Origin of the sequence: Citrobacter sp. W9 (genome assembly GCF_026719375.1) — a bacterium.
Taxonomy (GTDB): Bacteria; Pseudomonadota; Gammaproteobacteria; order Enterobacterales; family Enterobacteriaceae; genus Citrobacter; species Citrobacter werkmanii.
In genome coordinates this window covers 39,977-63,843 of sequence record NZ_JAPPTE010000005.1, presented here as the reverse complement: position 1 = coordinate 63,843, position 23,867 = coordinate 39,977, and the positions used below count along the sequence as shown (strand labels likewise).

Below are 23,867 nucleotides of genomic sequence, written 5' to 3'. Positions count from 1 at the left end.
TGTTAATATTTTGAAACATCTACATAGATAAATGAAACATCTTTAAAGTATTAGTATCATATTCGTGTTGGATTATTCTGTGTTTTTGCGGAGAATGAAGTTGCCGACTGGTTAATGAGGGTTAGCCAGTGAGCAGTGGCATAAAAAAGCAATAAAGGCATATAACAGAGGGTTAATAACATGAAAGTTAAAGTACTGTCCCTCCTGGTACCGGCTCTGCTGGTAGCAGGCGCAGCAAATGCGGCTGAAATTTACAACAAAGACGGCAACAAATTAGACCTGTACGGTAAAGTCGATGGTCTGCACTATTTCTCTGATGACTCTTCTAAAGATGGTGATCAGACCTATATGCGTATCGGCTTCAAAGGCGAAACCCAGGTTAACGACCAACTGACCGGTTACGGCCAGTGGGAATACCAGATCATGGGTAACTCCTCTGAAAACGAAAACAACGCCTGGACCCGTGTGGCGTTTGCTGGTCTGAAGTTCGCTGATGCAGGTTCTTTCGACTACGGTCGTAACTACGGCGTGGTTTACGACGTAACGTCCTGGACCGACGTTCTGCCGGAATTCGGTGGCGACACTTACACTTCTGACAACTTCATGCAGCAGCGTGGTAACGGCTTCGCGACCTACCGTAACACCGACTTCTTCGGTCTGGTTGATGGCCTGAACTTTGCCATTCAGTACCAGGGTAAAAACGGTAGCCCGGAAAGCGAAGGCATGACGGGTGTGACCGGCAACGGTCGTGATGCACTGAATCAGAACGGCGACGGCGTTGGCGGATCTATCACCTATGATATCGGTGAAGGCTTCTCCCTGGGTACTGCAGTCACCAGCTCTAAACGTACTGACGAGCAGAACAAGCTGAACTTCGGTACTGGCGATCGTGCTGAAACTTACACTGGTGGTCTGAAATACGACGCGAACAACGTGTACCTGGCAGCACAGTACACCCAGACCTACAACGCAACGCGTGCGGGTAACCTGGGCTGGGCTAACAAAGCGCAGAACTTCGAAGCTGTTGCGCAGTACCAGTTCGACTTCGGTCTGCGTCCGTCTGTGGCTTACCTGCAGTCTAAAGGTAAAGACCTGAACAATGGTTACGGTGACCAGGACATCGTGAAATATGTTGATGTTGGCGCAACCTACTACTTCAACAAAAACATGTCCACCTATGTTGATTACAAAATCAACCTGCTGGATGACAACCAGTTCACTCGTGATGCTGGCATCTCTACCGATGATATCGTAGCACTGGGCCTGGTTTACCAGTTCTAATCTGCGCTTATTATTGTTAAAAGGCCCTGCGGGGCCTTTTTTAATGCTTTTTTTTCGCCGTACAAACAACGATTTTTGGTGTACTCTTGCGCCCGTTCGCATGAGGATAATTACGTATGGAAATGAATTTTTATCGCGCAGCGCTAATAGCTGTGACGATCTTTTTTGTCGGGTGCGATGAGGCCCCTAAACCGGCTCAGACCGCACAATCCGCCACCGTTCTGGAAGGTAAAACGATGGGCACCTTCTGGCGGGTCAGCGCGGTGGGCGTGGATGCCAAACGCGCCAGGGAGTTGCAGGCGAAGATCCAGACTCAGCTTGATGCTGACGATCAGCTTCTTTCAACCTATAAAAATGATTCTGCCCTGATGCGCTTTAATCTGTCGAAAAGCCTGTCGCCGTGGCCGGTTAATGACGCTATGGCGGATATCGTCACGTCGGCGCTGCGAATTGGCGCGAAAACCGATGGGGCGATGGATATTACCGTGGGACCGTTGGTTAACCTGTGGGGTTTCGGTCCGGATCAGCAACCCGTACACATTCCCGCTCAGGCGCAAATTGACGCCGCAAAAGCGCAAACCGGACTTTCACATTTGAAAGTGATTAATGAGGCTCATCGGGATTACCTGCAAAAAGACTTGCCGGATCTGTATGTGGATCTGTCTACCGTTGGTGAAGGTTATGCCGCCGATCATCTGGCGCGACTGATGGAGCAAGAGGGGATCGCCCGTTATCTGGTTTCCGTTGGCGGTGCGCTAAACAGTCGTGGTATGAATGCGGAAGGCCATCCATGGCGGGTGGCGATCCAGAAACCCACCGATCGTGAAAACGCGGTGCAAGCGGTTGTCGACATTAACGGGCACGGCATCAGCACCTCCGGTAGCTACCGTAACTATTACGAGCTGGACGGTAAACGCCTGTCGCATGTTATCGATCCGCAAACAGGGAGTCCGATCGAACACAATCTGGTGTCTGTGACGGTGATAGCCCCTACGGCGCTGGAGGCTGACGGCTGGGATACCGGTTTGATGGTGCTCGGCCCGGAAAAGGCCAAAGAGGTGGTGCGTCGTGAAGGGCTGGCGGTGTATATGATTATGAAAGAGGGGAAAGGGTTTAAAACCTGGATGTCGCCGCAGTTTAAAAGCTTTCTGCTCAGCGAAAAAAATTAAAAAGCAAGATTGCGGGTTTTTATACCTGGCTATCAGGACACACTGAGGCTAAGCGCTATGCTTAACAAAGGAGTCCATAATGAAAAGTCGTTTACACATAACTGATGATGACCGCTGGCAGTCTGTTGTGGATCGTGATGCTGACGCCGACGGTCAGTTTGTTTTCGCCGTCCACACTACCGGTATTTTCTGCCGCCCGTCCTGTCGGGCGAAGCATGCGCTGCGCAAAAATGTCAGTTTCTTTGCTGATGCCGAGCAGGCGCAGGCTGCCGGGTTTCGGCCCTGTAAACGCTGCCAGCCGGATAAAGACAGCGCGCAGCAGCATCGGCTGGACAAAATAGCCCACGCCTGTCAGTTGCTGGAGCAGGAGTCGCCCCTCACGCTGGATGAGCTGGCGCAGCAGGTGGCGATGAGCCCGTATCACTTGCACCGTCTGTTTAAAGCCACGACGGGCATGACCCCGAAAGCGTGGCAGCAGTCCTGGCGCGCTCGTCGTCTGCGCGATGCCCTGGCAAAAGGAGCACCAGTAACCGAGGCGATTCTGAACGCCGGATTCCCCGACAGCAGCAGCTATTACCGGCAAGCGGATCAGGCACTAGGGATGACCGCCAGGCAATTTCGCAAAGGCGGCGACAACGTTTCTGTGCGCTATACCCTGGCAGATTGCGCCCTGGGTCGTTGCCTGGTGGCGGAAAGCGAACGCGGTATCTGCGCGATCTTGCTGGGTGATGATGATGCTACATTGGTCGCGGAACTGCATGAGCTGTTTCCCGCCGCTCAGGATGAAGCAGCCGATGCCGATTTCCAGCAGCATGTGCGTGAGGTCATCGCCGTGATTAATACGCGCAATACGCCATTGTCGCTGCCGCTGGATATCCTCGGGACCGCATTCCAGCTGCAGGTGTGGCAGGCGCTGCGCGCAATCCCATGTGGGAAGACGGTTAGTTACCAGCAGTTAGCCAGCGCCATCGGTAAACCGAAAGCGGTGCGCGCGGTGGCCAGCGCCTGCGGAGCCAACAAACTGGCGATTGTCATCCCGTGTCACCGGGTGATCCGTAATGATGGCGCGCTTTCGGGCTACCGCTGGGGTATTGCGCGCAAAGCGCAGTTACTGCAACGAGAAACTACTGGGGAGGAAACGTAATGCTTGATCTTTTTGCGGATGAGAAACCCTGGCAGGAACCGCTGGCATCCGGCGCGGTAATTTTGCGGCGTTTTGCCTTTGAGTCCGCACCTTCTTTGCTGCAGGCGATCGCGGCTGTCGCCCGACAGTCGCCGTTTCGCCAGATGGTGACGCCCGGCGGTTACACGATGTCGGTGGCGATGACCAACTGCGGTCATTTGGGCTGGACGACGGATCAACATGGCTACCTTTATTCTCCGTTTGACCCACTATCCGGTACGCCTTGGCCGCCGATGCCGGATGCTTTCGCTGCGCTGTGCCAGCAGGCGGCAACGGCGGCGGGCTATGCCGATTTTCAACCCGATGCCTGCCTTATTAACCGCTACACGCCAGGGGCGAAACTGTCATTACATCAGGATAAAGACGAACCTGACCTGCGGGCGCCTATCGTTTCTGTCTCGCTAGGGTTACCGGCCATCTTTCAGTTTGGCGGTTTGCGCCGTAATGACCCTTTAAAACGTTTACTGCTGGAGCATGGCGATGTCGTGGTATGGGGTGGGAACTCACGGCTGTTTTATCATGGGATCCAGCCGCTTAAGACAGGGTATCATCCGTTAACCGGTGACTGTCGTTACAATCTGACGTTTCGCCAGGCTGGTAAAAAAGAATAAAAATAAGAATTATTATTGCTGTCGGCAAAGAGATGTTTAAACTGCGGGCTGTTATTACTTGTCCGGGTTGTTTGCATGGAACTTTTACTTCTTGTCTGGCGGCAGTATCGCTGGCCATTTATCAGCGTCATGGCGCTCAGCCTCGCCAGCGCTGCGTTGGGAATTGGGCTGATTGCGTTTATTAACCAGCGCCTGATTGAAACGGTCGACACCACGTTGATGGTGCTGCCGGAGTTTCTTGGCCTGCTGCTGCTGTTGATGGTTGTTACCCTTGGCTCACAGCTGGCGTTAACCACGCTGGGACACCACTTTGTTTACCGCCTGCGTAGTGAATTTATCAAGCGTATTCTGGACACCCACGTCGAGCGTATCGAACAGCTTGGCAGCGCCTCGTTGCTGGCCGGTTTAACCAGCGATATCCGCAACATCACCATTGCTTTTGTTCGTCTGCCTGAGCTGGTGCAGGGGATTATCCTGACTATTGGGTCGGCGGCGTATCTGGCGATGCTATCAACCAAAATGCTGCTGGTGACGGCAATCTGGATGGCAATCACCATCTGGGGCGGGTTTGTGCTGGTCGCGCGGGTATATAAACATATGGCGACCCTGCGCGAAACAGAAGACAAATTGTACAACGATTACCAGACGGTGCTGGAAGGGCGCAAAGAGTTGACGCTCAACCGCGAGCGCGCCGAGCATATCTTTAATCAATTATACGTCCCGGACGCTAAAGAATATCGTCACCATATTATCCGTGCCGATACCTTCCACCTCAGCGCGGTGAACTGGTCGAACATTATGATGCTGGGCGCCATTGGCCTGGTGTTCTGGATGGCTAACAGTCTGGGCTGGGCGGATACCGCCGTGGCGGCGACCTATTCGCTGACGCTGTTATTCCTGCGTACGCCGCTGCTTTCTGCCGTTGGCGCACTGCCGACGCTGCTCACCGCACAGGTCGCCTTTAACAAGCTGAATAAATTCTCACTGGCGCCCTTTAAGGCCGAATTCCCGCGACCAACCGCGTTTCCGGACTGGCAAACGCTGGAGCTGCGTAACGTGGTATTCCACTATCAGGATAATGCGTTCTCTGTCGGACCGGTAAATCTGACTATTCGTCGCGGGGAACTGATCTTCCTGATTGGCGGCAATGGTAGCGGGAAATCCACACTGGCTATGTTACTCACCGGGTTGTATCAACCGCAGTCAGGCGAGATCCTGCTCGACGGCAAAGCGGTTGCTGTCGAAAAACCAGAGGACTATCGCAAGCTGTTCTCCGCCGTGTTTACCGACGTCTGGTTGTTCGACAAACTGCTCGGTCCGGAAGGTAAAGAGGCCGATCCGGCGCTGGTGGTGAAGTGGCTGGAACATCTGAAGATGGGTCACAAGCTTGAGCTGAACGATGGGCGTATTCTCAATCTCAAGCTGTCGAAAGGGCAGAAAAAACGCGTAGCGCTGCTGCTGGCGCTGGCGGAGGAGCGTGACATTATTCTGCTGGATGAATGGGCTGCCGATCAGGACCCGCACTTCCGCCGTGAGTTCTATCAGGTGTTATTGCCGCTGATGCAGGAAATGGGTAAAACCATCTTCGCTATTAGCCATGACGATCACTATTTTGTTCACGCCGATCGTCTGTTGGAGATGCGTAACGGACAGTTAAGTGAACTCGTGGGCGATGAGCGTGACGCCGCCTCGCGAGATGCCGTCGCTCGTACTGCGTAATCCCTGCAACCGCCGGTTTTTTAGCCGCCCGGCGGTTGCGTTTATTGTTATTTACATAAATCGGCATCATGATTAATGATATTTCATATCATGGATTTATGATTAATGTCCGCATTCAACAAAAACAGCGCCAGACTGCGTGATGAAGAGCGCGCGCGCCTCATCTGGCTGCTGACCACTGATAAAGCCATTATTTCCACGCTGTTGGGCAAGCTTACCCTGGCTGAGCAATATGACGTCGGTACCTTAGCCGACGATATTGCTGAGGTAGGGGCGCTGGTGGCGCACCTGCCGCCGCCCGATCTGGCCGATACCCTCGAAGCATTACCTTCTGAAGAGCGCCACGCCCTGTGGCGGCTGGTCCAAAATGAAAAACGCGGTAACGTCCTGCTTGAGGCGTCAGAAAACGTCTGGGACGATCTGATTGATGAGATGAGCGACCGCGAGCTGCTGGATGCCCTGCAATATCTCGACATCGATGAACAGATTTATCTGGTCCAGCATTTGCCGCGTAATCTCACAGGCCGTCTGCTGGCAACGTTACCCGCAGAGGAGCGGGCGCGCGTGCGCCAGGTACTGCACTATGAGAAGAATCGCGTCGGTGCGATTATGGAGTTCGAAGTCATCACCGTGCGCCCGGACGTGACGCTGGAAGTGGTGCAGCGCTATTTACGGCGGCTGGGCAGGATGCCGGAGAACACCGATAAACTTTTCGTGACCGATCGCAATAAGGTGCTGGTCGGCGAACTGACGCTAACCTGTATCCTGCTCAATGATGTGCAGCGTAAAGTCAGCGAGGTGATGGAAGATGACCCACTCACCTTTTCCCCGGAAGACATTGCCGAAAACGCCGCGCGTACATTCGAACGTGACAACCTGGTCAGTGCCGCGGTGGTTGATCCTGCCGGTAAGTTGATGGGCCGTTTGACCATTGATGAGATCGTTGATGTGGTATACGAAGAGACCGATACCGATCTGCGTCGAATGGGGGGCTTGAGCGCCGAAGAGGATGTGTTTGCTCCTGTTACCAAAGCGGTAAAAACCCGCTGGGCATGGTTGGCCATTAATCTCTGTACCGCCTTTATCGCCTCGCGGGTCATTGATGGCTTTGAACATACGATCTCGCAACTGGTGGCGCTGGCCTCGCTGATGCCGATTGTGGCAGGGATCGGCGGCAATACCGGAAATCAAACTATTACCATGATTGTTCGCGCGTTGGCGCTACAAAATATTCAGCCGGGAAACCTGACATTTTTGATCCTGCGCGAGATGGGCGTGGCGCTGGTAAATGGCCTCGTCTGGGGTGGGATTATGGGCGGCATTACCTGGTGGCTGTACGATGATATGGCGCTCGGCGGCGTGATGACCCTGGCGATGATGCTTAATCTGCTGATGGCGGCGTTGATGGGGGTGATTATTCCCATGACGATGGTGAAGCTCGGGCGCGACCCAGCGGTCGGCTCAAGCGTCATGATCACGGCAATCACCGATACCGGCGGTTTCTTTATTTTTCTCGGTCTGGCAACGCTATTTCTGATGTAGCCGCGCGTTTACGTCTGACGATGCGCGGCAGGATGAGCATCGTCATCACCCCGGCAACCACGCCAATCGCCAGGTTGCCGGTAGCGACCGTTGCGCCGACGGTTATCAGCATGACCAGCGTTTCAGTAACGGGGATTTTCGTCAGTGTCGCGGGCTGGATACTCTGCCAACTGAAGGTTTTCACCGCCACAATCACCATAATTCCCGCCAGCACCGACATGGGTATTTTCGCCATGACTTCGCTCAACGCGGTGACTAGCAGCAGCAACACCAGCCCGGCGACAATCGTCGAAACGCGGCTGCGTCCTTTGCCCATCTCGACGTTAACGATGGTCTGACCAATCATCGCGCACCCGGCAATGCCGCCATAAAATCCGGCCAGAATATTGGCTATCCCCAGTCCAGTGCTCTCTCGATTCTTATTCGACGGTGTCACCGTCAGATCATCCACCAGACGGGCGGTTAACAGCGACTCCATCAAACCGACAAAAGCGATGCTCAGCGCACAGGGCCAGATAATGGCCAATGTTTGCAGGTTGAGCGGCACTAACAACTGCGTTAACCCCGGAAGGCTACCGCTCATTGAACCTCCATCACCGACGGTTGGTAACAGTTGCCCACTGCTTACAGTAAATATCGTCAGCAGCACGATGGCGATAAGCGGCGCGGGGATTGTTTTAATCAATCGCGGAACCCACAGCACAATCAGCAGCGTCAGGATAAACAGTCCCCAGATTAGCGGACTTTTCCCCCAGAAATGCGGGACCTGGGCAAAGAAAATCAAAATGCCCAGGGCGTTGACAAAGCCGGTCATGACGGCTGTAGGAATGAATCGCATCAGACGCGCCATCCCTGATACGCCAAACAGGATCTGAATCATCCCAGCCAGCACCACCGCTGGCAGAATGTACTGCACGCCATGTTGATGCACCATCGGACCAATCACCAGCGCAACCGATCCTGCCGCGGCGGTAACCATTGCCGGACGGCCACCTAAAAAAGACATCGCCAGGCACAACACGACGGAAGCTATCAGGCTGACTTTAGGATCGACGCCAGCAATAACGGAAAAAGAGATCACTTCCGGGATCAGCGCCAGGGCGGTTACCACCCCCGCCAGCGTTTCTCGTACCAACAGGCGGGGTTGTCGCAGTACGGCGCGGGTGCTCTGTTCTGTCACCGCAGGGGAGGAGTGTGTTGCAGACATAGTAACTCTCAGGTCAGAAAGGGCCTGATAACAGCAGACCGACAGGCATCCGTGCGTGAATAGCAAAGCGCAGCATAGTACGCGTCTGGCGGGCAGGTTTCCAGAAGTGATTGTCAATAACTGTATAAATTATCAACGTATTAATAACATTTTTAAAATTAAAATATAATTTATAAACAATATTTAATTATTTTTACTTAAGTGTTACCGTTGGTGCCGCTCGATTTTCACCTGCATTAAAAGCAAAAAGCGATACTAAAAGTAAGGCATTAACATTATGAAAAAAGTGACTGCCATGCTCTTCACCATGGCTGTAGGGCTGAACGTTGTCTCAATGGCAGCAAAAGCGAAAGCGGCGGAAGAGCAGGAAACGGATGTACTGTTGATTGGCGGCGGTATCATGAGCGCCACGCTGGGAACCTATTTACAAGAGCTGGAGCCACAATGGTCAATGACCATGGTCGAGCGACTGGATGGCGTCGCTCAGGAAAGTTCGAACGGCTGGAACAACGCCGGAACCGGCCACTCCGCACTGATGGAGCTGAACTACACGCCTAAAAAGGCCGACGGTAGCATCAGCATTGAAAAGGCAGTCGAAATCAACGAAGCCTTCCAGATTTCCCGTCAGTTTTGGGCTTATCAGGTCAATAATGGCGTGATGCATGAACCGCGCTCATTTATCACTACCGTCCCGCATATGAGTTTTGTCTGGGGCGACGAGAACGTGAATTTCTTGCGCGCCCGTTACACCGCACTGCAGCAGAGCACCTTATTCCGTGGTATGCGTTATTCCGAAGATCACGCGCAGATTAAAGAGTGGGCGCCGCTGGTTATGGAAGGTCGCGATCCGAAACAGAAAGTCGCGGCAACGCGCACCGAGATTGGTACTGACGTTAACTATGGTGAAATCACGCGCCAACTGATTGCCTCGTTGCAGAAAAAGCCCAACTTTGCGCTGCAGCTCAGTACTGAAGTGCGTGGCTTTAAGCGTAATGCAGACAATAGCTGGACCGTTACGGTCGCCGATCTGAAAAACAACGAAGCGGAACATGATATCAAGGCGAAGTTTGTCTTTATCGGTGCCGGTGGCGCTGCGCTGAAGCTGTTGCAGGAAACCGACATTCCAGAAGCGAAAGGCTATGCCGGATTCCCGGTTGGCGGCCAGTTCCTGGTGGCGGAAAACCCGGACGTAGTGAATCGCCACCTGGCGAAAGTGTATGGTCAGGCCTCTGTGGGCGCGCCGCCGATGTCGGTACCGCACATCGATACCCGTATCCTGGATGGCAAGCGTGTCGTGCTGTTTGGGCCATTCGCGACATTCTCCACCAAGTTCCTGAAAAACGGTTCATTGTGGGATCTGCTCAGCTCGACCACGACGTCGAACTTTATGCCGATGGTCAACGTAGGTCTGGATAACTTCGATCTGGTGAAATATCTGGTAAGTCAGGTGATGCTGAGCGATGACGACCGTTTTGCCGCACTGCAAGAATACTATCCGCAGGCGAAAAAAGAGGACTGGCGTCTATGGCAGGCGGGTCAGCGTGTGCAGATCATTAAAAGTGATGCAGAAAAGGGCGGCGTGCTACGTCTGGGAACTGAAGTGGTCAGCGATAAAGAAGGTACGATTGCTGCACTGCTGGGCGCTTCGCCTGGTGCATCAACCGCGGCGCCGATCATGCTGCATCTGATGGAAAAAGTGTTTAAAGATAAAGTCGCCAGCCCCGAGTGGCAGGCGAAGCTGAAAACGATTATTCCGTCTTATGGTACTAAGCTGAACGGAAACATTGAGGCAACTGAACAAGAGCTGCAATACACCAGCGAAGTTCTGGGTCTGAAATACGACAAGCCGCAGGTTGCCGATGAAGCGCCAAAACCGCAGTTGAAACCTCAGGCTCAACCGCAGCCTGAGCAGAAAGCTGTGGCGGATATCGCGCTGTAAATAAAATGCCGGATAAGCGCAGCGCTTATCCGGCCTGGTTCACGCGTCTGTAGGCCGGATAAGGCGGAACGCCGCCATCCGGCACATTCTCACTTAGCGCGCGACGGCGTCCTGAATCTTCTCTTCCGCTTTCCAGATACGGTATTTCACTTCCACGTTTTCCGGGGTGTAGACCACAATCGGCAACTTGCTGTTGTAGCGCAGCATACCGTCATCACCCAGATACGCGGTAATAAATTTCTTCTCTTTTTTACCGTCCGGGCAGGCCATCATGGTTGAAACCGGAGAGGTGACTTTGTCGAAAACATAGTAGTCGTATCCCCAACCTTCCAGCGTTTTGCTATCCAGTTCTCCGCCCAGGCGATGTTGGTTGCAGTCGACCTCCAGCGTCTGGCCGATTAATAGTTCTACTTTCAGGGTAGATTCATCTTTCTCAGGGGGAAGCTGGATTACCTGGCGCTTCATACCCTTTTCCGCTTTAGGATAAGGGGCGACCTTTTCCAGCGGCTGAGCACCGGTATCGTTACTGCCAGCCCAGGCAGAGGTGCTGGCAAAGGCGGCGAAAAGCACGGCAGGGACAATTGTCTTCATCTTATTGTTCACAGTGTTTCCTTTCTTCTGTCTTATGAACGAGTCTGGGGCAGGTTAACATATTTGCATTATCTATTAATCTGGATTTACTTATATTTTCAGTGAGTATTTGAGTGTTGTCGGTTATGCGTAGCGATATATTCTAAGATTTATCTTAATTTTAAGATTATTCTCTTTGTGATGTATTCGTTGTGTAATTTATTATATAACCCATTGAAATGTGAGCAAAAGCGCATTTTTTCCCGTCAACTCAACACTCTTTTGATCCGGCAACAGCATTTACCCCGATCGGGGTATGCTCCTCTTACACATCCTGAAATATCTTACGACTAAAAATAACTACTCATAAATAGTGCAGTTTTTTATGTCGTTCAACCCGCCGGGGGAGAGCGTCATTATGGAAGGACAATGTCATGGTTGATTTATCCCGTCGAGGCATGTTGACAGGCAGTTGGCGTAACGCCAACGCAGGGATCCGTCCGCCGTGGAGCAAGGAAGACTCTCACTTTCTGGCCCATTGCCTTCGTTGTGACGCCTGCATCCAGGCGTGTGAAACCGACATCCTGCAGCGAGGCCAGGGTGGTTATCCGAGCGTAAATTTCAAACACGGCGAGTGCAGCTTTTGTTATGCCTGCGCAGAGGCCTGTCCCGAATCACTTTTTCTTCTGCGCCACACCAGGGCATGGGATCTGAATTTTACGATCGGGGAAAACTGTCTCGCACACCAGTCAGTTGAGTGTCATCGCTGTCAGGATAGCTGTGAACCCATGGCCATAACCTTTCGCCCCACGCTGTCCGGTATTTATCAGCCACAGCTCGACAATCAGGCCTGTAACGGATGCGGCGCGTGTGTCGCGATTTGCCCGGTATCAGCCATTAATGCGGAGTACAACCATGGACAGTAACTGGCAGGTCTGCAGCCTGGTCGTTCAGGCCAAAAGTCAGCATATCAATGATATCGCCACGCAGTTGCGTTCGTTTCCGGGTTGCGAAGTTGCACTTAGCGATGTGGAAAGCGGCCAGCTCATTGTGGTGGTGGAAGCAGAGCAAAGTGAAACGCTAATGAAAACTATTGAGTCAGTGCGCAACGTTGCGGGCGTGCTGGCGGTGTCGCTGGTTTATCACCAGCAGGATGAGCAAGGTGAGGAAACACCATGAAACTCAGTCGTCGTAGCTTTATGAAAGCTAACGCCGTTGCGGCCGCTGCGGCGGCTGCCGGGTTAAGCGTGCCGGGCGTAGCCCGCGCGGTAGTCGGTCAGCAAGAAGCCATCAAATGGGACAAAGCCCCGTGCCGTTTCTGCGGGACAGGCTGTGGCGTATTGGTCGGGACGCAGCAAGGGCGTGTAGTGGCATGCCAGGGCGATCCGGATGCGCCGGTTAACCGTGGGCTTAACTGCATCAAAGGTTACTTCCTGCCGAAAATCATGTACGGAAAAGACCGTTTAACACAGCCGATGCTGCGCATGAAGAACGGGAAGTATCACAAAGAAGGTGAATTCACGCCGATTAGCTGGGAGCAGGCCTTTGACGTGATGGAAGAGAAATTCAAAACGTCCATGAAAGAAAAAGGCCCAGAGTCTATCGGCATGTTCGGCTCGGGTCAGTGGACGATTTGGGAAGGTTACGCCGCCGCCAAATTGTTTAAAGCCGGCTTCCGTTCTAATAACATCGACCCGAACGCGCGTCACTGCATGGCGTCAGCGGTGGTTGGTTTTATGCGTACCTTTGGTATGGATGAGCCGATGGGCTGTTATGACGATATTGAGCATGCCGATGCTTTCGTCTTGTGGGGCGCGAATATGGCGGAGATGCACCCGATTCTGTGGTCGCGCATCACCAACCGTCGTCTGTCCGATCCGAATGTTACCGTCGCGGTGCTCTCCACCTTCCAGCATCGTAGTTTTGAGCTGGCGGATAACGGTATGGTCTTCACGCCGCAAACCGATCTGGTGATCCTCAACTACATCGCTAACTACATCATTCAAAACAATGCGATCAACCAGGATTTCTTTAGCAAGCACGTTAACCTGCGTAAAGGGGTGACGGACATCGGCTACGGCCTGCGTCCAACTCATCCGCTGGAAAAAGCGGCGAAGAATCCAGGTTCCGATGCCTCTGAACCGATGAGCTTTGAGGATTACAAAGCCTTCGTTGCTGAGTACACGCTGGATAAAACCGCCGAAATGACCGGCGTACCGAAAGATCAACTGGAACAGTTGGCGCAGTTGTATGCCGATCCGAAGAAAAAAGTCATCTCCTACTGGACGATGGGCTTTAACCAGCATACCCGCGGCGTGTGGGCCAACAACCTGGTCTATAACCTGCACCTGCTGACCGGTAAAATTTCTCAGCCAGGCTGTGGTCCGTTCTCATTGACCGGTCAGCCTTCCGCCTGCGGTACCGCGCGTGAAGTTGGGACGTTCTCCCATCGTCTGCCTGCGGACATGGTGGTCACCAACGAAAAACACCGCGATATCTGTGAGAAGCACTGGAATATCCCATCAGGGACCATTCCGGCAAAAGTCGGGCTGCATGCCGTGGCGCAAGACCGTGCGCTGAAAGATGGCAAACTCAATGTCTACTGGACGATGTGCACCAACAACATGCAGGCCGGTCCGAACATCAACGAAGAGCGTATGCCGGGCTGGCGCGATCCGCGCAACTTCATCATCGTCTCCGATCCGTACCCGACGGTGAGCGCCCTGTCAGCCGACCTGATCCTACCGACCGCAATGTGGGTAGAGAAAGAAGGGGCTTACGGTAACGCGGAACGCCGCACTCAGTTCTGGCGTCAGCAGATTAAAGCGCCGGGTGAATCGAAATCGGATCTGTGGCAACTGGTGCAGTTTTCCCGTCGCTTCAAAACAGAAGAGGTATGGCCGGAAGAACTACTGGCGCAGAAACCGGAGCTGCGCGGCAAAACGCTGTATGACGTGCTGTTCGCCACGCCAGCCGTGACCAAATTCCCGGTAGCTGAACTGGCTGAAGATCAGCTCAACGATGAATCCCGCGAGCTGGGCTTCTATCTGCAAAAAGGGCTGTTCGAAGAGTACGCCTGGTTTGGCCGTGGCCACGGGCACGATCTCGCACCATTCGACGATTACCACAAAGCGCGCGGTTTACGCTGGCCGGTCGTTGAGGGCAAAGAGACTCAGTGGCGCTACAGCGAAGGCAACGACCCGTACGTGAAAGCGGGGGAAAGCTACAAGTTCTATGGTAAGCCGGACGGCAAAGCAGTCATCTTCGCGCTGCCATTTGAACCTGCCGCTGAAGCGCCGGATAAAGAGTATGACCTGTGGCTTTCCACTGGACGCGTGCTGGAGCACTGGCATACCGGCAGCATGACGCGTCGTGTGCCTGAACTGCACCGCGCCTTCCCGGAAGCTGTGCTGTTTATCCACCCGCTGGATGCAAAAGCGCGCGATCTGCGCCGTGGCGATAAAGTCAAAGTGGTTTCCCGCCGTGGCGAAGTTATCTCGATTGTTGAAACGCGCGGGCGTAACCGTCCGCCGCAGGGGCTGGTATACATGCCGTTCTTCGATGCCGCACAGCTGGTGAACAATCTGACGCTGGATGCGACGGATCCGCTCTCCAAAGAGACGGATTTCAAGAAGTGCGCCGTGAAACTGGCGAAGGTGTAACGCGTTATGTCCCGGTCAGCAAAACCCCAAAATGGCCGCCGCCGTTTTCTGCGCGACATGGTTCGCGCGGCGGGCGGGCTGGCCGTCGTTGGCGTGGCGCTGGGGTTACAACAGCAAACCGCACGTGCAACCGGCGTGCGGTTACGCCCGCCAGGCGCACTGAGCGAGGAGGCATTCGCCAGCGCCTGTGTGCGCTGCGGTCAGTGCGTTCAGGCATGCCCGTATGACACGCTGAAACTGGCGACGCTGGCCTCCGGGCTGGCAGCAGGTACGCCCTATTTTGTCGCCCGCGATATTCCTTGCGAAATGTGTGAGGACATTCCGTGCGCCAAAGTCTGCCCCAGCGGCGCGTTGGACAAGGAAATTGAATCCATTGACGATTCGCGTATGGGGCTGGCGGTACTGCTGGATCACGAAAACTGCCTCAACTATCAAGGGCTACGCTGCGATGTTTGCTATCGCGAGTGCCCGAAAATCGATGAGGCTATCACCCTTGAGCTGGACCGCAATATGCGTACCGGCAAGCATGCGCGGTTTATTCCAACCGTCCATAGCGATGCCTGTACCGGCTGCGGGAAATGCGAAAAAGTCTGCGTACTGGAGCAGCCAGCAATAAAAGTGCTGCCGCTGTCGCTGGCGAAAGGGGAGTTAGGACACCATTACCGCTTCGGCTGGCTGGAGGGGAACAATGGCAAATCGTAAACGTGACGCCGGGCGTGAAGCGCAGGCAAAAAAAGGGTGGTGGAAGAGTCATCGCTGGCTGCTGCTGCGTCGTCTGAGTCAGTTTCTGATACTGGCGATGTTCCTGAGCGGCCCGTGGTTTGGCGTATGGATCCTGCATGGCAATTACAGTGGCAGCCTGCTGTTGGATACTGTCCCATTCACCGATCCGCTAATTACGTTGCAAAGCCTGGCCAGCGGACACCTGCCGGCAACGGTTGCGTTAACGGGGGCGGTCGTCATCACGGTGCTGTATGCCCTTGCGGGTAAGCGTCTGTTTTGCAGCTGGGTTTGTCCGATGAACCCGGTCACCGATTTAGCCAGTTGGTTACGCAGAAGGTTTGACCTGAATCAGTCCGCGACCCTACCGCGCTATATACGGTACGTCCTGCTGGTGGTTATCCTGGTCGGTTCCGCCTTGACCGGTACGCTGCTGTGGGAATGGATAAATCCCGTCTCTCTGCTCGGACGGAGTCTGGTAATGGGATTTGGCAGTGGAGCGCTGCTGATTCTGGCGCTGTTTTTATTTGATCTACTGGTCGTTGAGCATGGCTGGTGCGGGCATCTCTGCCCACTGGGCGCACTGTATAGCGTAGTGGGAAGTAAAGGTGCATTAACCGTTTCGGCAAAAGAACGTAACAGATGTAACCGCTGTATGGATTGTTTTCATGTTTGCCCGGAACCGCATGTGCTACGTGCGCCGGTGCTGGATGAGCAAAGCCCGGTGCAGGTAACCAGTCGCGATTGCATGGCCTGCGGTCGCTGCGTGGATGTCTGTTCTGAGGATGTTTTTACAATAACAACACGATGGAGTTCGGGAGCGAAATCATGAAAAGCCATGACCTGATTAAAAAGCTGAGTCAATGGACGGCCCTGCTTGCCCTGGTCGTCAGTGGGGCCGTTTGGGCTGCAAACGGAGTGGACCTAAGCCAGTCACCGGAAGTCTCAGGGACGCAGGAAGGGGCGATTCGCATGCCGAAAGAGCAGGAGCGTATGCCGCTGAACTATGTGAATCAACCGCCAATGGTTCCGCACAGCGTTGAAGGGTATCAGGTGACGACCAATACTAACCGCTGCCTGCAGTGCCACGGTGTGGAAAGCTATCGCACCACCGGCGCGCCGCGCATCAGTCCGACGCACTTTATGGACAGCGACGGCAAGGTATTGGCTGAAGTCGCGCCGCGTCGTTATTTCTGTCTGCAATGTCACGTCCCGCAGGCTGACGCTGCGCCGATTGTTGAAAATACCTTCACCCCCTCGAAAGGTTACGGGAAATAAGAGGTCATTATGGAAAATTCTAACCGTAAACCAGGCTGGATTAAGCGCGTCTGGCAATGGTGGCGTCGCCCCAGCCGTCTGGCGCTCGGCACGCTGTTGTTAATCGGCTTTGTGGGCGGCATTATTTTCTGGGGCGGCTTTAATACCGGTATGGAAAAGGCCAATACGGAAGAGTTCTGCATTAGCTGTCACGAAATGCGCAATACGGTGTACCAGGAATATATGGAAACCGTACACTACAACAACCGCAGCGGTGTGCGTGCGACTTGCCCTGATTGCCACGTCCCACATGAGTGGGGCCCGAAAATGATCCGTAAGATCAAGGCCAGTAAAGAGCTGTACGCGAAGGCGCTGGGGTTAATAGATACACCGCAGAAATTTGAAGATCATCGTCTGACGATGGCGCAAAATGAGTGGCGGCGTATGAAAGATAATAATTCGCAAGAGTGTCGCAACTGTCACAACTTCGAGTTTATGGATTTAACCGCCCAGAAAGGCGTTGCGGCCAAAATGCATGACCAGGCCGTGAAAGACGGGCAAACCTGTATTGACTGTCATAAAGGGATAGCGCACAAACTGCCTGATATGCGCGAAGTCAAACCGGGCTTTTAACAGGATGTAGATAACCAGGTATGCTTGAAGCCAGAGAATTACTTTGCGAGCGGGATGACAGAATACTGTTCAGCGATCTGTCATTTCGCGTCAACGCAGGGGAATGGGTACAAATTACCGGCAGCAACGGCGCGGGGAAAACCACTTTGCTGCGGTTGCTTACCGGGCTGGCGCGTCCCGACGCAGGGGAGGTTTGCTGGCAAGAGCAACCCCTGCATCACGTGCGGGACAGCTACCATCAGCAATTGCTGTGGATCGGACATCAGCCGGGGATAAAAACCCGGCTTTCGGCGTTGGAGAACCTGCGTTTTTTCCATCACGATGGCGACATCGCACAGTGTCTGGACGCGCTGGCGCAGGCGGGACTTGCCGGATACGAAGATATTCCGGTGAATCAACTTTCCGCCGGACAACAGCGGCGCGTGGCGCTGGCCCGTTTGTGGCTGACCCGCGCCCGGCTGTGGATCCTCGATGAACCCTTTACCGCCATTGATGTAAACGGCGTTGAGCGACTGACTCAGCGTATGGCACAGCATACGGAACAGGGCGGTATTGTCATTCTCACTACCCACCAGCCGCTTAATGTTGAGACCAATAAAGTGCGACGTATTGCGCTGACCAGCGAGAGGGCAACGCAATGATGTGGCGAATCTTCCGTTTAGAACTGCGAGTTGCGTTTCGTCATAGTGCGGAAATCGCCAATCCTTTATGGTTCTTTCTGATTGTTATCACGTTGTTTCCTCTGAGCATTGGGCCGGAGCCACAGTTGCTGGCGCGTATTGCGCCAGGCATTATCTGGGTTGCGGCGCTGCTGGCGTCATTGCTGGCGCTGGAGCGCTTGTTTCGTGATGATTTACAGGACGGCAGCCTTGAGCAGATGATGCTGCTGTCGCTGCCGCTTCCGGCGGTCGTGCTGGCGAAAGTAATGGCGCACTGGGTCGTAACCGGTTTGCCGCTGTTAATCCTCTCTCCGCTGGTGGCATTACTGCTGGGCATGGATATGTACGGCTGGAAAATTATGGCGCTGACTTTGCTGCTCGGCACGCCGACGCTGGGTTTTCTCGGCGCGCCTGGCGTAGGTCTGACGGTGGGTTTAAAGCGCGGCGGCGTGCTGTTAAGCGTGCTGGTTCTCCCGCTTACTATTCCACTACTGATTTTTGCGACCGCGGCGATGGATGCGGCCTCCATGCACTTGCCTGTTGAAGGATACATGGCGATTCTGGGGGCGTTGTTGGTAGGCAGCGCCACGTTAAGCCCGTTTGCCACGGCTGCGGCGTTACGGATCAGCGTGCAGTAATGCGACAGGATTTGCAGGCCGGGCAAGGCGCTCCGGCAAAACGGATATTCATTAATGGAGTCTGGTGACTGAACTATGTGGAAAACACTTCATCAATTGGCGATGCCCCCTCGGCTCTATCAGATCTGCGGCTGGTTTATTCCGTGGCTGGCGATTGCCAGCGCGGTGGTATTAATAACCGGATGGGTGTGGGGCTTTGGCTTCGCGCCGGCTGATTATCAGCAGGGACAGAGCTATCGCATCATTTATCTGCACGTTCCGGCGGCAATCTGGTCGATGGGAATTTATGCCTCGATGGCTGTTGCGGCGTTTATCGGCCTGGTCTGGCAGATGAAAATGGCCAATCTGGCGCTGGCTGCGATGGCGCCCATTGGCGCTGTGTTTACCTTTATTGCGCTGGTGACGGGGTCCGCATGGGGCAAACCGATGTGGGGAACCTGGTGGGTCTGGGATGCCCGACTCACCTCTGAACTGGTGTTGCTGTTTCTCTACGTTGGCGCCATTGCATTGTGGCATGCGTTTGACGACCGCCGCCTGGCAGGGCGTGCCGCCGGTATTCTGGTGTTGATTGGTGTGGTCAACTTACCGATTATTCACTACTCGGTCGAGTGGTGGAACACGCTGCATCAGGGGTCAACCCGTATGCAGCAAAGCATCGATCCGGCAATGCGCGCACCGCTGCGTCTGGCGATTGTCGGTTACCTGTTGCTGTTTGTCACGCTGGCGCTAATGCGCATGCGTAACCTGATTTTGATGATGGAAAAACGCCGCCCGTGGGTGAGCGAACTGATCTTAAAAAGAGGCCGCCAATGACCCCTGCATTTGCATCATGGAGTGATTTTTTCGCGATGGGCGGTTACGCCTTGTATGTCTGGCTGGCTGTTGCCATGAGCGTTATTCCGCTGCTGGTGCTGGTGCTGCATTCAACATTACAGCATCGCGCAATCTTACGCGGCGTGGCCCAGCAGCGGGCGAGGGAAGCGCGCATGCGCGCAGCGCAAGTACAACGGGAGGCGGCGTGAATATTCGACGTAAAAATCGGCTATGGATAGCCTGCGCGGTACTGGCAGGTCTGGCGTTGACCATTTCGCTGGTGCTCTACGCGCTGCGTTCCAATATCGATCTGTTCTACACCCCGGGAGAGATACTCTACGGTAAGCGCGAGACACAGCAGATGCCTGAAGTCGGTCAGCGTCTGCGTGTGGGTGGGATGGTGATGCCAGGCAGCGTGAAGCGCGACCCGCAATCGCTTAAAGTAACTTTCAGCATCTATGACGCCGAAGGTGTGGTGGATGTGACCTATGAAGGCATTTTGCCGGACCTGTTCCGCGAAGGGCAGGGGGTTGTTGTTCAGGGCGAGCTGGACAAGGGAAATCATGTGCAGGCTAAAGAGGTTCTGGCCAAACATGATGAAAATTACACCCCGCCGGAAGTCGAAAAAGCGATGCAGGAAAACCACCGTCGCCCGGAAAGTGTTTATAAGGATAAAACGTCATGATGCCGGAAATTGGCAATGCGCTGTTGTGCCTTGCGCTTGGCGTTGCACTACTGCTGTCGGTCTATCCGTTGTGGGGCGTGGCGCGCGGCGACGTGCGGATGATGGCCTCAGCACGGCCCTTTGCCTGGGTCTTGTTTATCTGCGTGATGGGGGCGTTCCTGATTCTGGTTAATGCCTTCGTGGTTAATGACTTTACCGTGACCTACGTCGCCAGTAACTCCAATACCCAGCTTCCTGTCTGGTACCGGGTGGCAGCGACATGGGGCGCGCATGAAGGTTCGCTGCTGCTGTGGGTGCTACTGATGAGCGGCTGGACGTTCGCCGTCGCGGCGTTCAGCCAGCGCATGCCGCTGGACATTGTCGCCCGCGTGTTGGCGGTGATGGGGATGGTCAGCGTCGGCTTCCTGCTGTTTATCCTGTTTACCTCTAATCCGTTTGCCCGCACGTTGCCCAATTTCCCTGTTGAAGGGCGAGATCTGAATCCGCTGTTGCAGGATCCGGGACTGATTTTCCATCCGCCGTTGCTGTACATGGGGTATGTCGGTTTCTCGGTAGCTTTCGCGTTTGCGATCGCCGCGTTGATGAGCGGGCGTCTGGACAGCACCTTCGCTCGCTTTTCGCGTCCATGGACGCTGGCGGCGTGGGTGTTTCTGACGCTGGGGATTGTACTCGGTTCGGCCTGGGCCTATTACGAGCTGGGCTGGGGCGGCTGGTGGTTCTGGGATCCGGTTGAGAACGCCTCCTTTATGCCATGGCTGGTGGGCACAGCCCTGATGCACTCGCTGTCGGTAACCGAACAGCGCGCCAGCTTCAAAGCCTGGACCTTGCTGCTGTCAATCAGCGCCTTCTCGCTGTGCCTGTTGGGGACTTTCCTGGTACGCTCCGGCGTACTGGTTTCGGTGCATGCTTTCGCCTCAGACCCGTCGCGAGGGATGTTTATACTGGCCTTCATGGTGCTGGTGATTGGCGGTTCCCTGCTGCTGTTTGCAGTGCGTGGGCATAAGGTTCGCTCGCGGGTAAACAACGCGCTGTGGTCGCGTGAATCGCTGCTGTTGGGCAACAACGTCCTGCTGATCGCCGCTATGTTGGTGGTGTTATTGGGCACGCTACTGCCGCTGGTGCACAAACAGCTTGGGCTGGGCAGCATTTCGATTGGCGAGCCGTTCTTCAATACCATGTTTACCTGGCTGATGGCGCCGTTTGCGTTGCTGCTGGGCATTGGGCCATTAGTGCGCTGGGGCCGTGACCGACCGCGTAAACTGAAAACGTTACTGATCATCGCGTTTGTCACCACGCTAATTCTGTCGCTGCTGTTGCCGTGGCTGTTTGAGGATCGTATTGCCGCCATGACGGTGGTGGGGCTGGCGATGGCGTGCTGGATTTTTGTGCTGGCCATGTCCGAAGCGTACCTGCGCATTTCTCGTGGAACGAAGCTGACGCCCAGCTACTGGGGGATGGTATCGGCTCATGTTGGGCTGGCGATTACCATTGTTGGTATTGCCTTTAGCCAGAATTACAGCGTGGAACGCGATGTCCGTATGAAAGCGGGTGATAGCGTCAGCATCCATGACTATCAGTTTACTTTCCGTGAAGTGAAAGATATTACCGGACCAAACTACCGGGGCGGGGTCGCCATTATTGGCGTCACGCGTGATGGTAAACCGGCAGCCACGCTGCATGCGGAGAAACGCTTCTATAACAGCACCAGTTCGATGATGACCGAAGCGGCGATTGACGGCGGGTTCACGCGCGATCTGTATGCTGCGCTGGGTGAAGAGCTGGATAACGGCGCATGGGCTGTACGTTTGTATTACAAACCGTTTATTCGCTGGATTTGGGCCGGAGGATTGCTGATGGCGCTGGGCGGGGTGTTCTGCCTGTTTGATCCACGCTATCGCCAGCGCACGCGCCCTCGCGCCGCGGTGCAAAAAAATGCGTCGGAGGCTGTATGAAGCGCAACGCACTGTTAATTCCGTTTATTATTTTTCTCATTATTGCGGCGGCGCTGCTGTGGCAGTTAGCGCGTAACGCGCAGGGAGACGACCCTACCAATCTGGAGTCGGCGTTGATCGGCAAACCTGTTCCGACGTTCCGCCTGGAATCGCTGGAAAACCCGGGTCAGCATTATCAGGCCGATGTGCTGACGCAGGGCAAGCCGGTGTTGCTGAACGTCTGGGCGACCTGGTGTCCGACCTGTCGCGCCGAGCATCAGTATCTGAATCAGCTGTCTGCGCAAGGCGTGCGGGTAGTGGGTCTGAACTATAAAGACGATCGTCAGAAAGCCATTGTCTGGCTGAAAGAGCTGGGCAATCCTTACTCATTAAGTCTGTTTGACGGCGACGGTATGCTCGGCCTCGATCTTGGCGTGTACGGCGCGCCGGAGACGTTCCTGATCGACGGGAAAGGTATTATTCGCTATCGCCATGCCGGTGATCTTAACGCCCGGGTGTGGGAAAGCGAGATCAAACCGCTGTGGGACAAGTACAGTAAGGAGGCTGCGCAATGAGATTTTTATTGGGCCTGCTGATGCTGGTTATCTCGGGATCCGCGCTGGCGACTATCGATGTAATGCAGTTTAAGGATGAAGCGCAGGAGCAGCAGTTCCGCCAGCTTACCGAGCAACTGCGTTGTCCTAAGTGTCAGAACAACAGCATTGCCGACTCTAACTCAATGATTGCCACCGACCTGCGGCAGAAAGTGTACGAACTGATGCAGGAAGGCAAAAGTCAGAAAGAGATTGTTGACTACATGGTGGCGCGCTACGGCAACTTCGTCACTTACGATCCGCCGTTAACTCCGCTGACCGTGCTGCTGTGGGTGATGCCGGCGGTAGCGATTGGTCTCGGGGGCTGGATTATTTTCGCCCGTACTCGCCGACGCGTGCGGGTGAAACAAGAAGAGTTTCCTGACGACATCATCCCGGATGGCAAGCGCGGTGGATTCGGACTCTTTGTGCCCGGCATCGTGGTGGCGCTGGTGGTCGGCGCGGTGAGCTATTACCAAACCGGGAACTATAAACAGGTGCAGGTCTGGCAACAGGCCACCGCTCAGGCCCCAGCGCTGCTGGAGCGGGCATTGGATCCAAAAGCCGACCCGTTGAATGAAGAAGACATGACGCGTCTGGCGTTGGGGCTGCGCACTCGCTTACAGGCCGATCCCGCAAACGTTGAAGGCTGGATTATGCTTGGACGCATTGGCATGGTGCTCGGCAACGCCAGCACGGCTACTGAAGCCTATGCCAATGCTTATCGGCTGGATCCGAAAAACAGTGATGCGGCGCTGGGCTATGCGGAAGCGCTGACCCGTTCATCCGACCCTAATGATAACCGTCGGGGCGGGGAGCTGTTACGTCAACTAATACGCGGCGAACATGCCAACGTGCGCGTATTGAGCATGTACGCGTTTAACGCTTTCGAACAGCAGCGCTTCGGCGAAGCGGTTGCGGCGTGGGAGATGATGCTGAAATTATTACCCGCCAACGATACCCGTCGGGCGGTAATCGAGCGCAGTATTAAACAGGCGATGGAGCAGCTAACGCCGCAGGAGAAGTAAGAGTGGAAGATGCCGGATGGCGACGCA

The 23,867-nt window shown here is 54.6% G+C and carries 24 protein-coding genes; 22 read left to right on the top strand and 2 right to left on the bottom strand.

Going from position 1 to position 23,867, the window contains the following annotated elements; translation table 11 throughout:
* The first annotated feature begins 180 nt into the window (after positions 1 to 180).
* The 6 genes from OOJ59_RS09935 (at position 181) to mgtE (ending at position 7,505) form a co-directional block, all read left to right on the top strand.
* Positions 181 to 1,281, top strand: coding sequence for a porin OmpC (locus OOJ59_RS09935; RefSeq protein WP_160956146.1), 1,101 nt, complete (start codon positions 181 to 183; stop codon positions 1,279 to 1,281).
* 116 nt (positions 1,282 to 1,397) lie between these two features.
* Complete coding sequence (gene apbE, locus OOJ59_RS09930) at positions 1,398 to 2,450, top strand: FAD:protein FMN transferase ApbE (RefSeq protein ID WP_087857379.1); 1,053 nt, start codon at positions 1,398 to 1,400, stop codon at positions 2,448 to 2,450.
* Positions 2,451 to 2,529: 79 nt separating this feature from the next.
* Entirely contained in the window at positions 2,530 to 3,594 is a 1,065-nt protein-coding gene (gene ada, locus OOJ59_RS09925) for a bifunctional DNA-binding transcriptional regulator/O6-methylguanine-DNA methyltransferase Ada (RefSeq protein WP_087857380.1), read from the top strand.
* A complete protein-coding gene (gene alkB, locus OOJ59_RS09920) occupies positions 3,594 to 4,244 on the top strand; it encodes a DNA oxidative demethylase AlkB (protein ID WP_085047848.1) in 651 nt (216 codons plus the stop codon). Before ada ends, alkB begins: the two co-directional genes overlap by 1 nt.
* Positions 4,245 to 4,319: 75 nt before the next feature.
* A complete protein-coding gene (locus OOJ59_RS09915) occupies positions 4,320 to 5,963 on the top strand; it encodes a multidrug ABC transporter permease/ATP-binding protein (RefSeq protein ID WP_087857381.1) in 1,644 nt (547 codons plus the stop codon).
* Between the two features lie 105 nt (positions 5,964 to 6,068).
* Positions 6,069 to 7,505, top strand: coding sequence for a magnesium transporter (mgtE, locus tag OOJ59_RS09910; RefSeq protein WP_069323415.1), 1,437 nt, complete (start codon positions 6,069 to 6,071; stop codon positions 7,503 to 7,505).
* Here the strand turns inward: mgtE and OOJ59_RS09905 are convergent.
* Positions 7,468 to 8,712, bottom strand: coding sequence for a SulP family inorganic anion transporter (locus OOJ59_RS09905; RefSeq protein WP_160956147.1), 1,245 nt, complete (start codon positions 8,710 to 8,712; stop codon positions 7,468 to 7,470). The genes mgtE and OOJ59_RS09905 overlap by 38 nt on opposite strands.
* Positions 8,713 to 8,989: 277 nt before the next feature.
* Between OOJ59_RS09905 and mqo the strand changes: the two genes are divergently transcribed.
* Entirely contained in the window at positions 8,990 to 10,651 is a 1,662-nt protein-coding gene (gene mqo / locus OOJ59_RS09900; protein ID WP_160956148.1) for a malate dehydrogenase (quinone), read from the top strand.
* 93 nt (positions 10,652 to 10,744) lie between these two features.
* On the opposite strand, the gene eco is transcribed toward mqo, so the two are convergent.
* On the bottom strand, positions 10,745 to 11,242 hold the full coding sequence (eco, locus tag OOJ59_RS09895; RefSeq protein ID WP_038643271.1) for a serine protease inhibitor ecotin: 498 nt from the start codon (positions 11,240 to 11,242) through the stop codon (positions 10,745 to 10,747).
* Positions 11,243 to 11,655: 413 nt separating this feature from the next.
* Here eco and napF point away from each other — a divergent pair, with 413 nt between their 5' ends.
* The 15 genes from napF (at position 11,656) to OOJ59_RS09820 (ending at position 23,840) form a co-directional block, all read left to right on the top strand.
* Entirely contained in the window at positions 11,656 to 12,147 is a 492-nt protein-coding gene (gene napF, locus OOJ59_RS09890; protein WP_268063379.1) for a ferredoxin-type protein NapF, read from the top strand.
* Positions 12,137 to 12,400: a chaperone NapD gene (gene napD, locus OOJ59_RS09885; RefSeq protein WP_038642193.1), complete on the top strand. Its 264-nt coding sequence runs from the start codon at positions 12,137 to 12,139 to the stop codon at positions 12,398 to 12,400. Before napF ends, napD begins: the two co-directional genes overlap by 11 nt.
* Entirely contained in the window at positions 12,397 to 14,883 is a 2,487-nt protein-coding gene (gene napA / locus OOJ59_RS09880; protein WP_160956149.1) for a nitrate reductase catalytic subunit NapA, read from the top strand. Before napD ends, napA begins: the two co-directional genes overlap by 4 nt.
* A gap of 6 nt (positions 14,884 to 14,889) precedes the next feature.
* Entirely contained in the window at positions 14,890 to 15,585 is a 696-nt protein-coding gene (gene napG / locus OOJ59_RS09875; protein ID WP_038642189.1) for a ferredoxin-type protein NapG, read from the top strand.
* Positions 15,572 to 16,435 (top strand): quinol dehydrogenase ferredoxin subunit NapH, encoded by an 864-nt coding sequence (napH, locus tag OOJ59_RS09870; protein WP_160956150.1) that lies wholly within the window; start codon positions 15,572 to 15,574, stop codon positions 16,433 to 16,435. The genes napG and napH overlap by 14 nt, the downstream gene beginning before the upstream one ends.
* Positions 16,432 to 16,881, top strand: coding sequence for a nitrate reductase cytochrome c-type subunit (gene napB, locus OOJ59_RS09865; RefSeq protein WP_038642185.1), 450 nt, complete (start codon positions 16,432 to 16,434; stop codon positions 16,879 to 16,881). The genes napH and napB overlap by 4 nt, the downstream gene beginning before the upstream one ends.
* A gap of 9 nt (positions 16,882 to 16,890) precedes the next feature.
* Positions 16,891 to 17,493, top strand: a complete 603-nt coding sequence (napC, locus tag OOJ59_RS09860; RefSeq protein WP_003027548.1) for a cytochrome c-type protein NapC — start codon at positions 16,891 to 16,893, stop codon at positions 17,491 to 17,493.
* Positions 17,494 to 17,513: 20 nt separating this feature from the next.
* On the top strand, positions 17,514 to 18,134 hold the full coding sequence (gene ccmA / locus OOJ59_RS09855) for a cytochrome c biogenesis heme-transporting ATPase CcmA (RefSeq protein WP_038642182.1): 621 nt from the start codon (positions 17,514 to 17,516) through the stop codon (positions 18,132 to 18,134).
* Entirely contained in the window at positions 18,131 to 18,790 is a 660-nt protein-coding gene (gene ccmB / locus OOJ59_RS09850) for a heme exporter protein CcmB (RefSeq protein ID WP_160956151.1), read from the top strand. The genes ccmA and ccmB overlap by 4 nt, the downstream gene beginning before the upstream one ends.
* 75 nt (positions 18,791 to 18,865) lie before the next feature.
* Positions 18,866 to 19,603: a heme ABC transporter permease gene (locus OOJ59_RS09845; protein WP_006683732.1), complete on the top strand. Its 738-nt coding sequence runs from the start codon at positions 18,866 to 18,868 to the stop codon at positions 19,601 to 19,603.
* Positions 19,600 to 19,812 (top strand): heme exporter protein CcmD, encoded by a 213-nt coding sequence (gene ccmD / locus OOJ59_RS09840; RefSeq protein WP_085047853.1) that lies wholly within the window; start codon positions 19,600 to 19,602, stop codon positions 19,810 to 19,812. Before OOJ59_RS09845 ends, ccmD begins: the two co-directional genes overlap by 4 nt.
* On the top strand, positions 19,809 to 20,288 hold the full coding sequence (ccmE, locus tag OOJ59_RS09835) for a cytochrome c maturation protein CcmE (RefSeq protein WP_038642175.1): 480 nt from the start codon (positions 19,809 to 19,811) through the stop codon (positions 20,286 to 20,288). Before ccmD ends, ccmE begins: the two co-directional genes overlap by 4 nt.
* Entirely contained in the window at positions 20,285 to 22,240 is a 1,956-nt protein-coding gene (locus OOJ59_RS09830; protein ID WP_085047854.1) for a heme lyase CcmF/NrfE family subunit, read from the top strand. The genes ccmE and OOJ59_RS09830 overlap by 4 nt, the downstream gene beginning before the upstream one ends.
* The gene (gene dsbE, locus OOJ59_RS09825; RefSeq protein WP_003834613.1) at positions 22,237 to 22,794 is read left to right on the top strand and encodes a thiol:disulfide interchange protein DsbE; all 558 of its coding nucleotides are present in this window, start codon (positions 22,237 to 22,239) and stop codon (positions 22,792 to 22,794) included. Before OOJ59_RS09830 ends, dsbE begins: the two co-directional genes overlap by 4 nt.
* The gene (locus OOJ59_RS09820) at positions 22,791 to 23,840 is read left to right on the top strand and encodes a cytochrome c-type biogenesis protein CcmH (RefSeq protein ID WP_085047855.1); all 1,050 of its coding nucleotides are present in this window, start codon (positions 22,791 to 22,793) and stop codon (positions 23,838 to 23,840) included. The genes dsbE and OOJ59_RS09820 overlap by 4 nt, the downstream gene beginning before the upstream one ends.
* Positions 23,841 to 23,867 lie beyond the last annotated feature (27 nt).

Coding starts and splice junctions, on each gene's coding strand:
- OOJ59_RS09845 (WP_006683732.1), top strand. CDS start 18,866: ATGTGGAAAACACTTCATCAATTGGCGATGCCCCCTCGGCTCTATCAG.
- alkB (WP_085047848.1), top strand. CDS start 3,594: ATGCTTGATCTTTTTGCGGATGAGAAACCCTGGCAGGAACCGCTGGCA.
- napG (WP_038642189.1), top strand. CDS start 14,890: ATGTCCCGGTCAGCAAAACCCCAAAATGGCCGCCGCCGTTTTCTGCGC.
- ccmB (WP_160956151.1), top strand. CDS start 18,131: ATGATGTGGCGAATCTTCCGTTTAGAACTGCGAGTTGCGTTTCGTCAT.
- OOJ59_RS09935 (WP_160956146.1), top strand. CDS start 181: ATGAAAGTTAAAGTACTGTCCCTCCTGGTACCGGCTCTGCTGGTAGCA.
- OOJ59_RS09915 (WP_087857381.1), top strand. CDS start 4,320: ATGGAACTTTTACTTCTTGTCTGGCGGCAGTATCGCTGGCCATTTATC.
- napB (WP_038642185.1), top strand. CDS start 16,432: ATGAAAAGCCATGACCTGATTAAAAAGCTGAGTCAATGGACGGCCCTG.
- mgtE (WP_069323415.1), top strand. CDS start 6,069: ATGTCCGCATTCAACAAAAACAGCGCCAGACTGCGTGATGAAGAGCGC.
- dsbE (WP_003834613.1), top strand. CDS start 22,237: ATGAAGCGCAACGCACTGTTAATTCCGTTTATTATTTTTCTCATTATT.
- OOJ59_RS09830 (WP_085047854.1), top strand. CDS start 20,285: ATGATGCCGGAAATTGGCAATGCGCTGTTGTGCCTTGCGCTTGGCGTT.
- napA (WP_160956149.1), top strand. CDS start 12,397: ATGAAACTCAGTCGTCGTAGCTTTATGAAAGCTAACGCCGTTGCGGCC.
- napF (WP_268063379.1), top strand. CDS start 11,656: ATGGTTGATTTATCCCGTCGAGGCATGTTGACAGGCAGTTGGCGTAAC.
- mqo (WP_160956148.1), top strand. CDS start 8,990: ATGAAAAAAGTGACTGCCATGCTCTTCACCATGGCTGTAGGGCTGAAC.
- napH (WP_160956150.1), top strand. CDS start 15,572: ATGGCAAATCGTAAACGTGACGCCGGGCGTGAAGCGCAGGCAAAAAAA.
- napD (WP_038642193.1), top strand. CDS start 12,137: ATGGACAGTAACTGGCAGGTCTGCAGCCTGGTCGTTCAGGCCAAAAGT.
- OOJ59_RS09905 (WP_160956147.1), bottom strand. CDS start 8,712: ATGTCTGCAACACACTCCTCCCCTGCGGTGACAGAACAGAGCACCCGC.
- ada (WP_087857380.1), top strand. CDS start 2,530: ATGAAAAGTCGTTTACACATAACTGATGATGACCGCTGGCAGTCTGTT.
- OOJ59_RS09820 (WP_085047855.1), top strand. CDS start 22,791: ATGAGATTTTTATTGGGCCTGCTGATGCTGGTTATCTCGGGATCCGCG.
- eco (WP_038643271.1), bottom strand. CDS start 11,242: ATGAAGACAATTGTCCCTGCCGTGCTTTTCGCCGCCTTTGCCAGCACC.
- ccmA (WP_038642182.1), top strand. CDS start 17,514: ATGCTTGAAGCCAGAGAATTACTTTGCGAGCGGGATGACAGAATACTG.
- ccmD (WP_085047853.1), top strand. CDS start 19,600: ATGACCCCTGCATTTGCATCATGGAGTGATTTTTTCGCGATGGGCGGT.
- apbE (WP_087857379.1), top strand. CDS start 1,398: ATGGAAATGAATTTTTATCGCGCAGCGCTAATAGCTGTGACGATCTTT.
- napC (WP_003027548.1), top strand. CDS start 16,891: ATGGAAAATTCTAACCGTAAACCAGGCTGGATTAAGCGCGTCTGGCAA.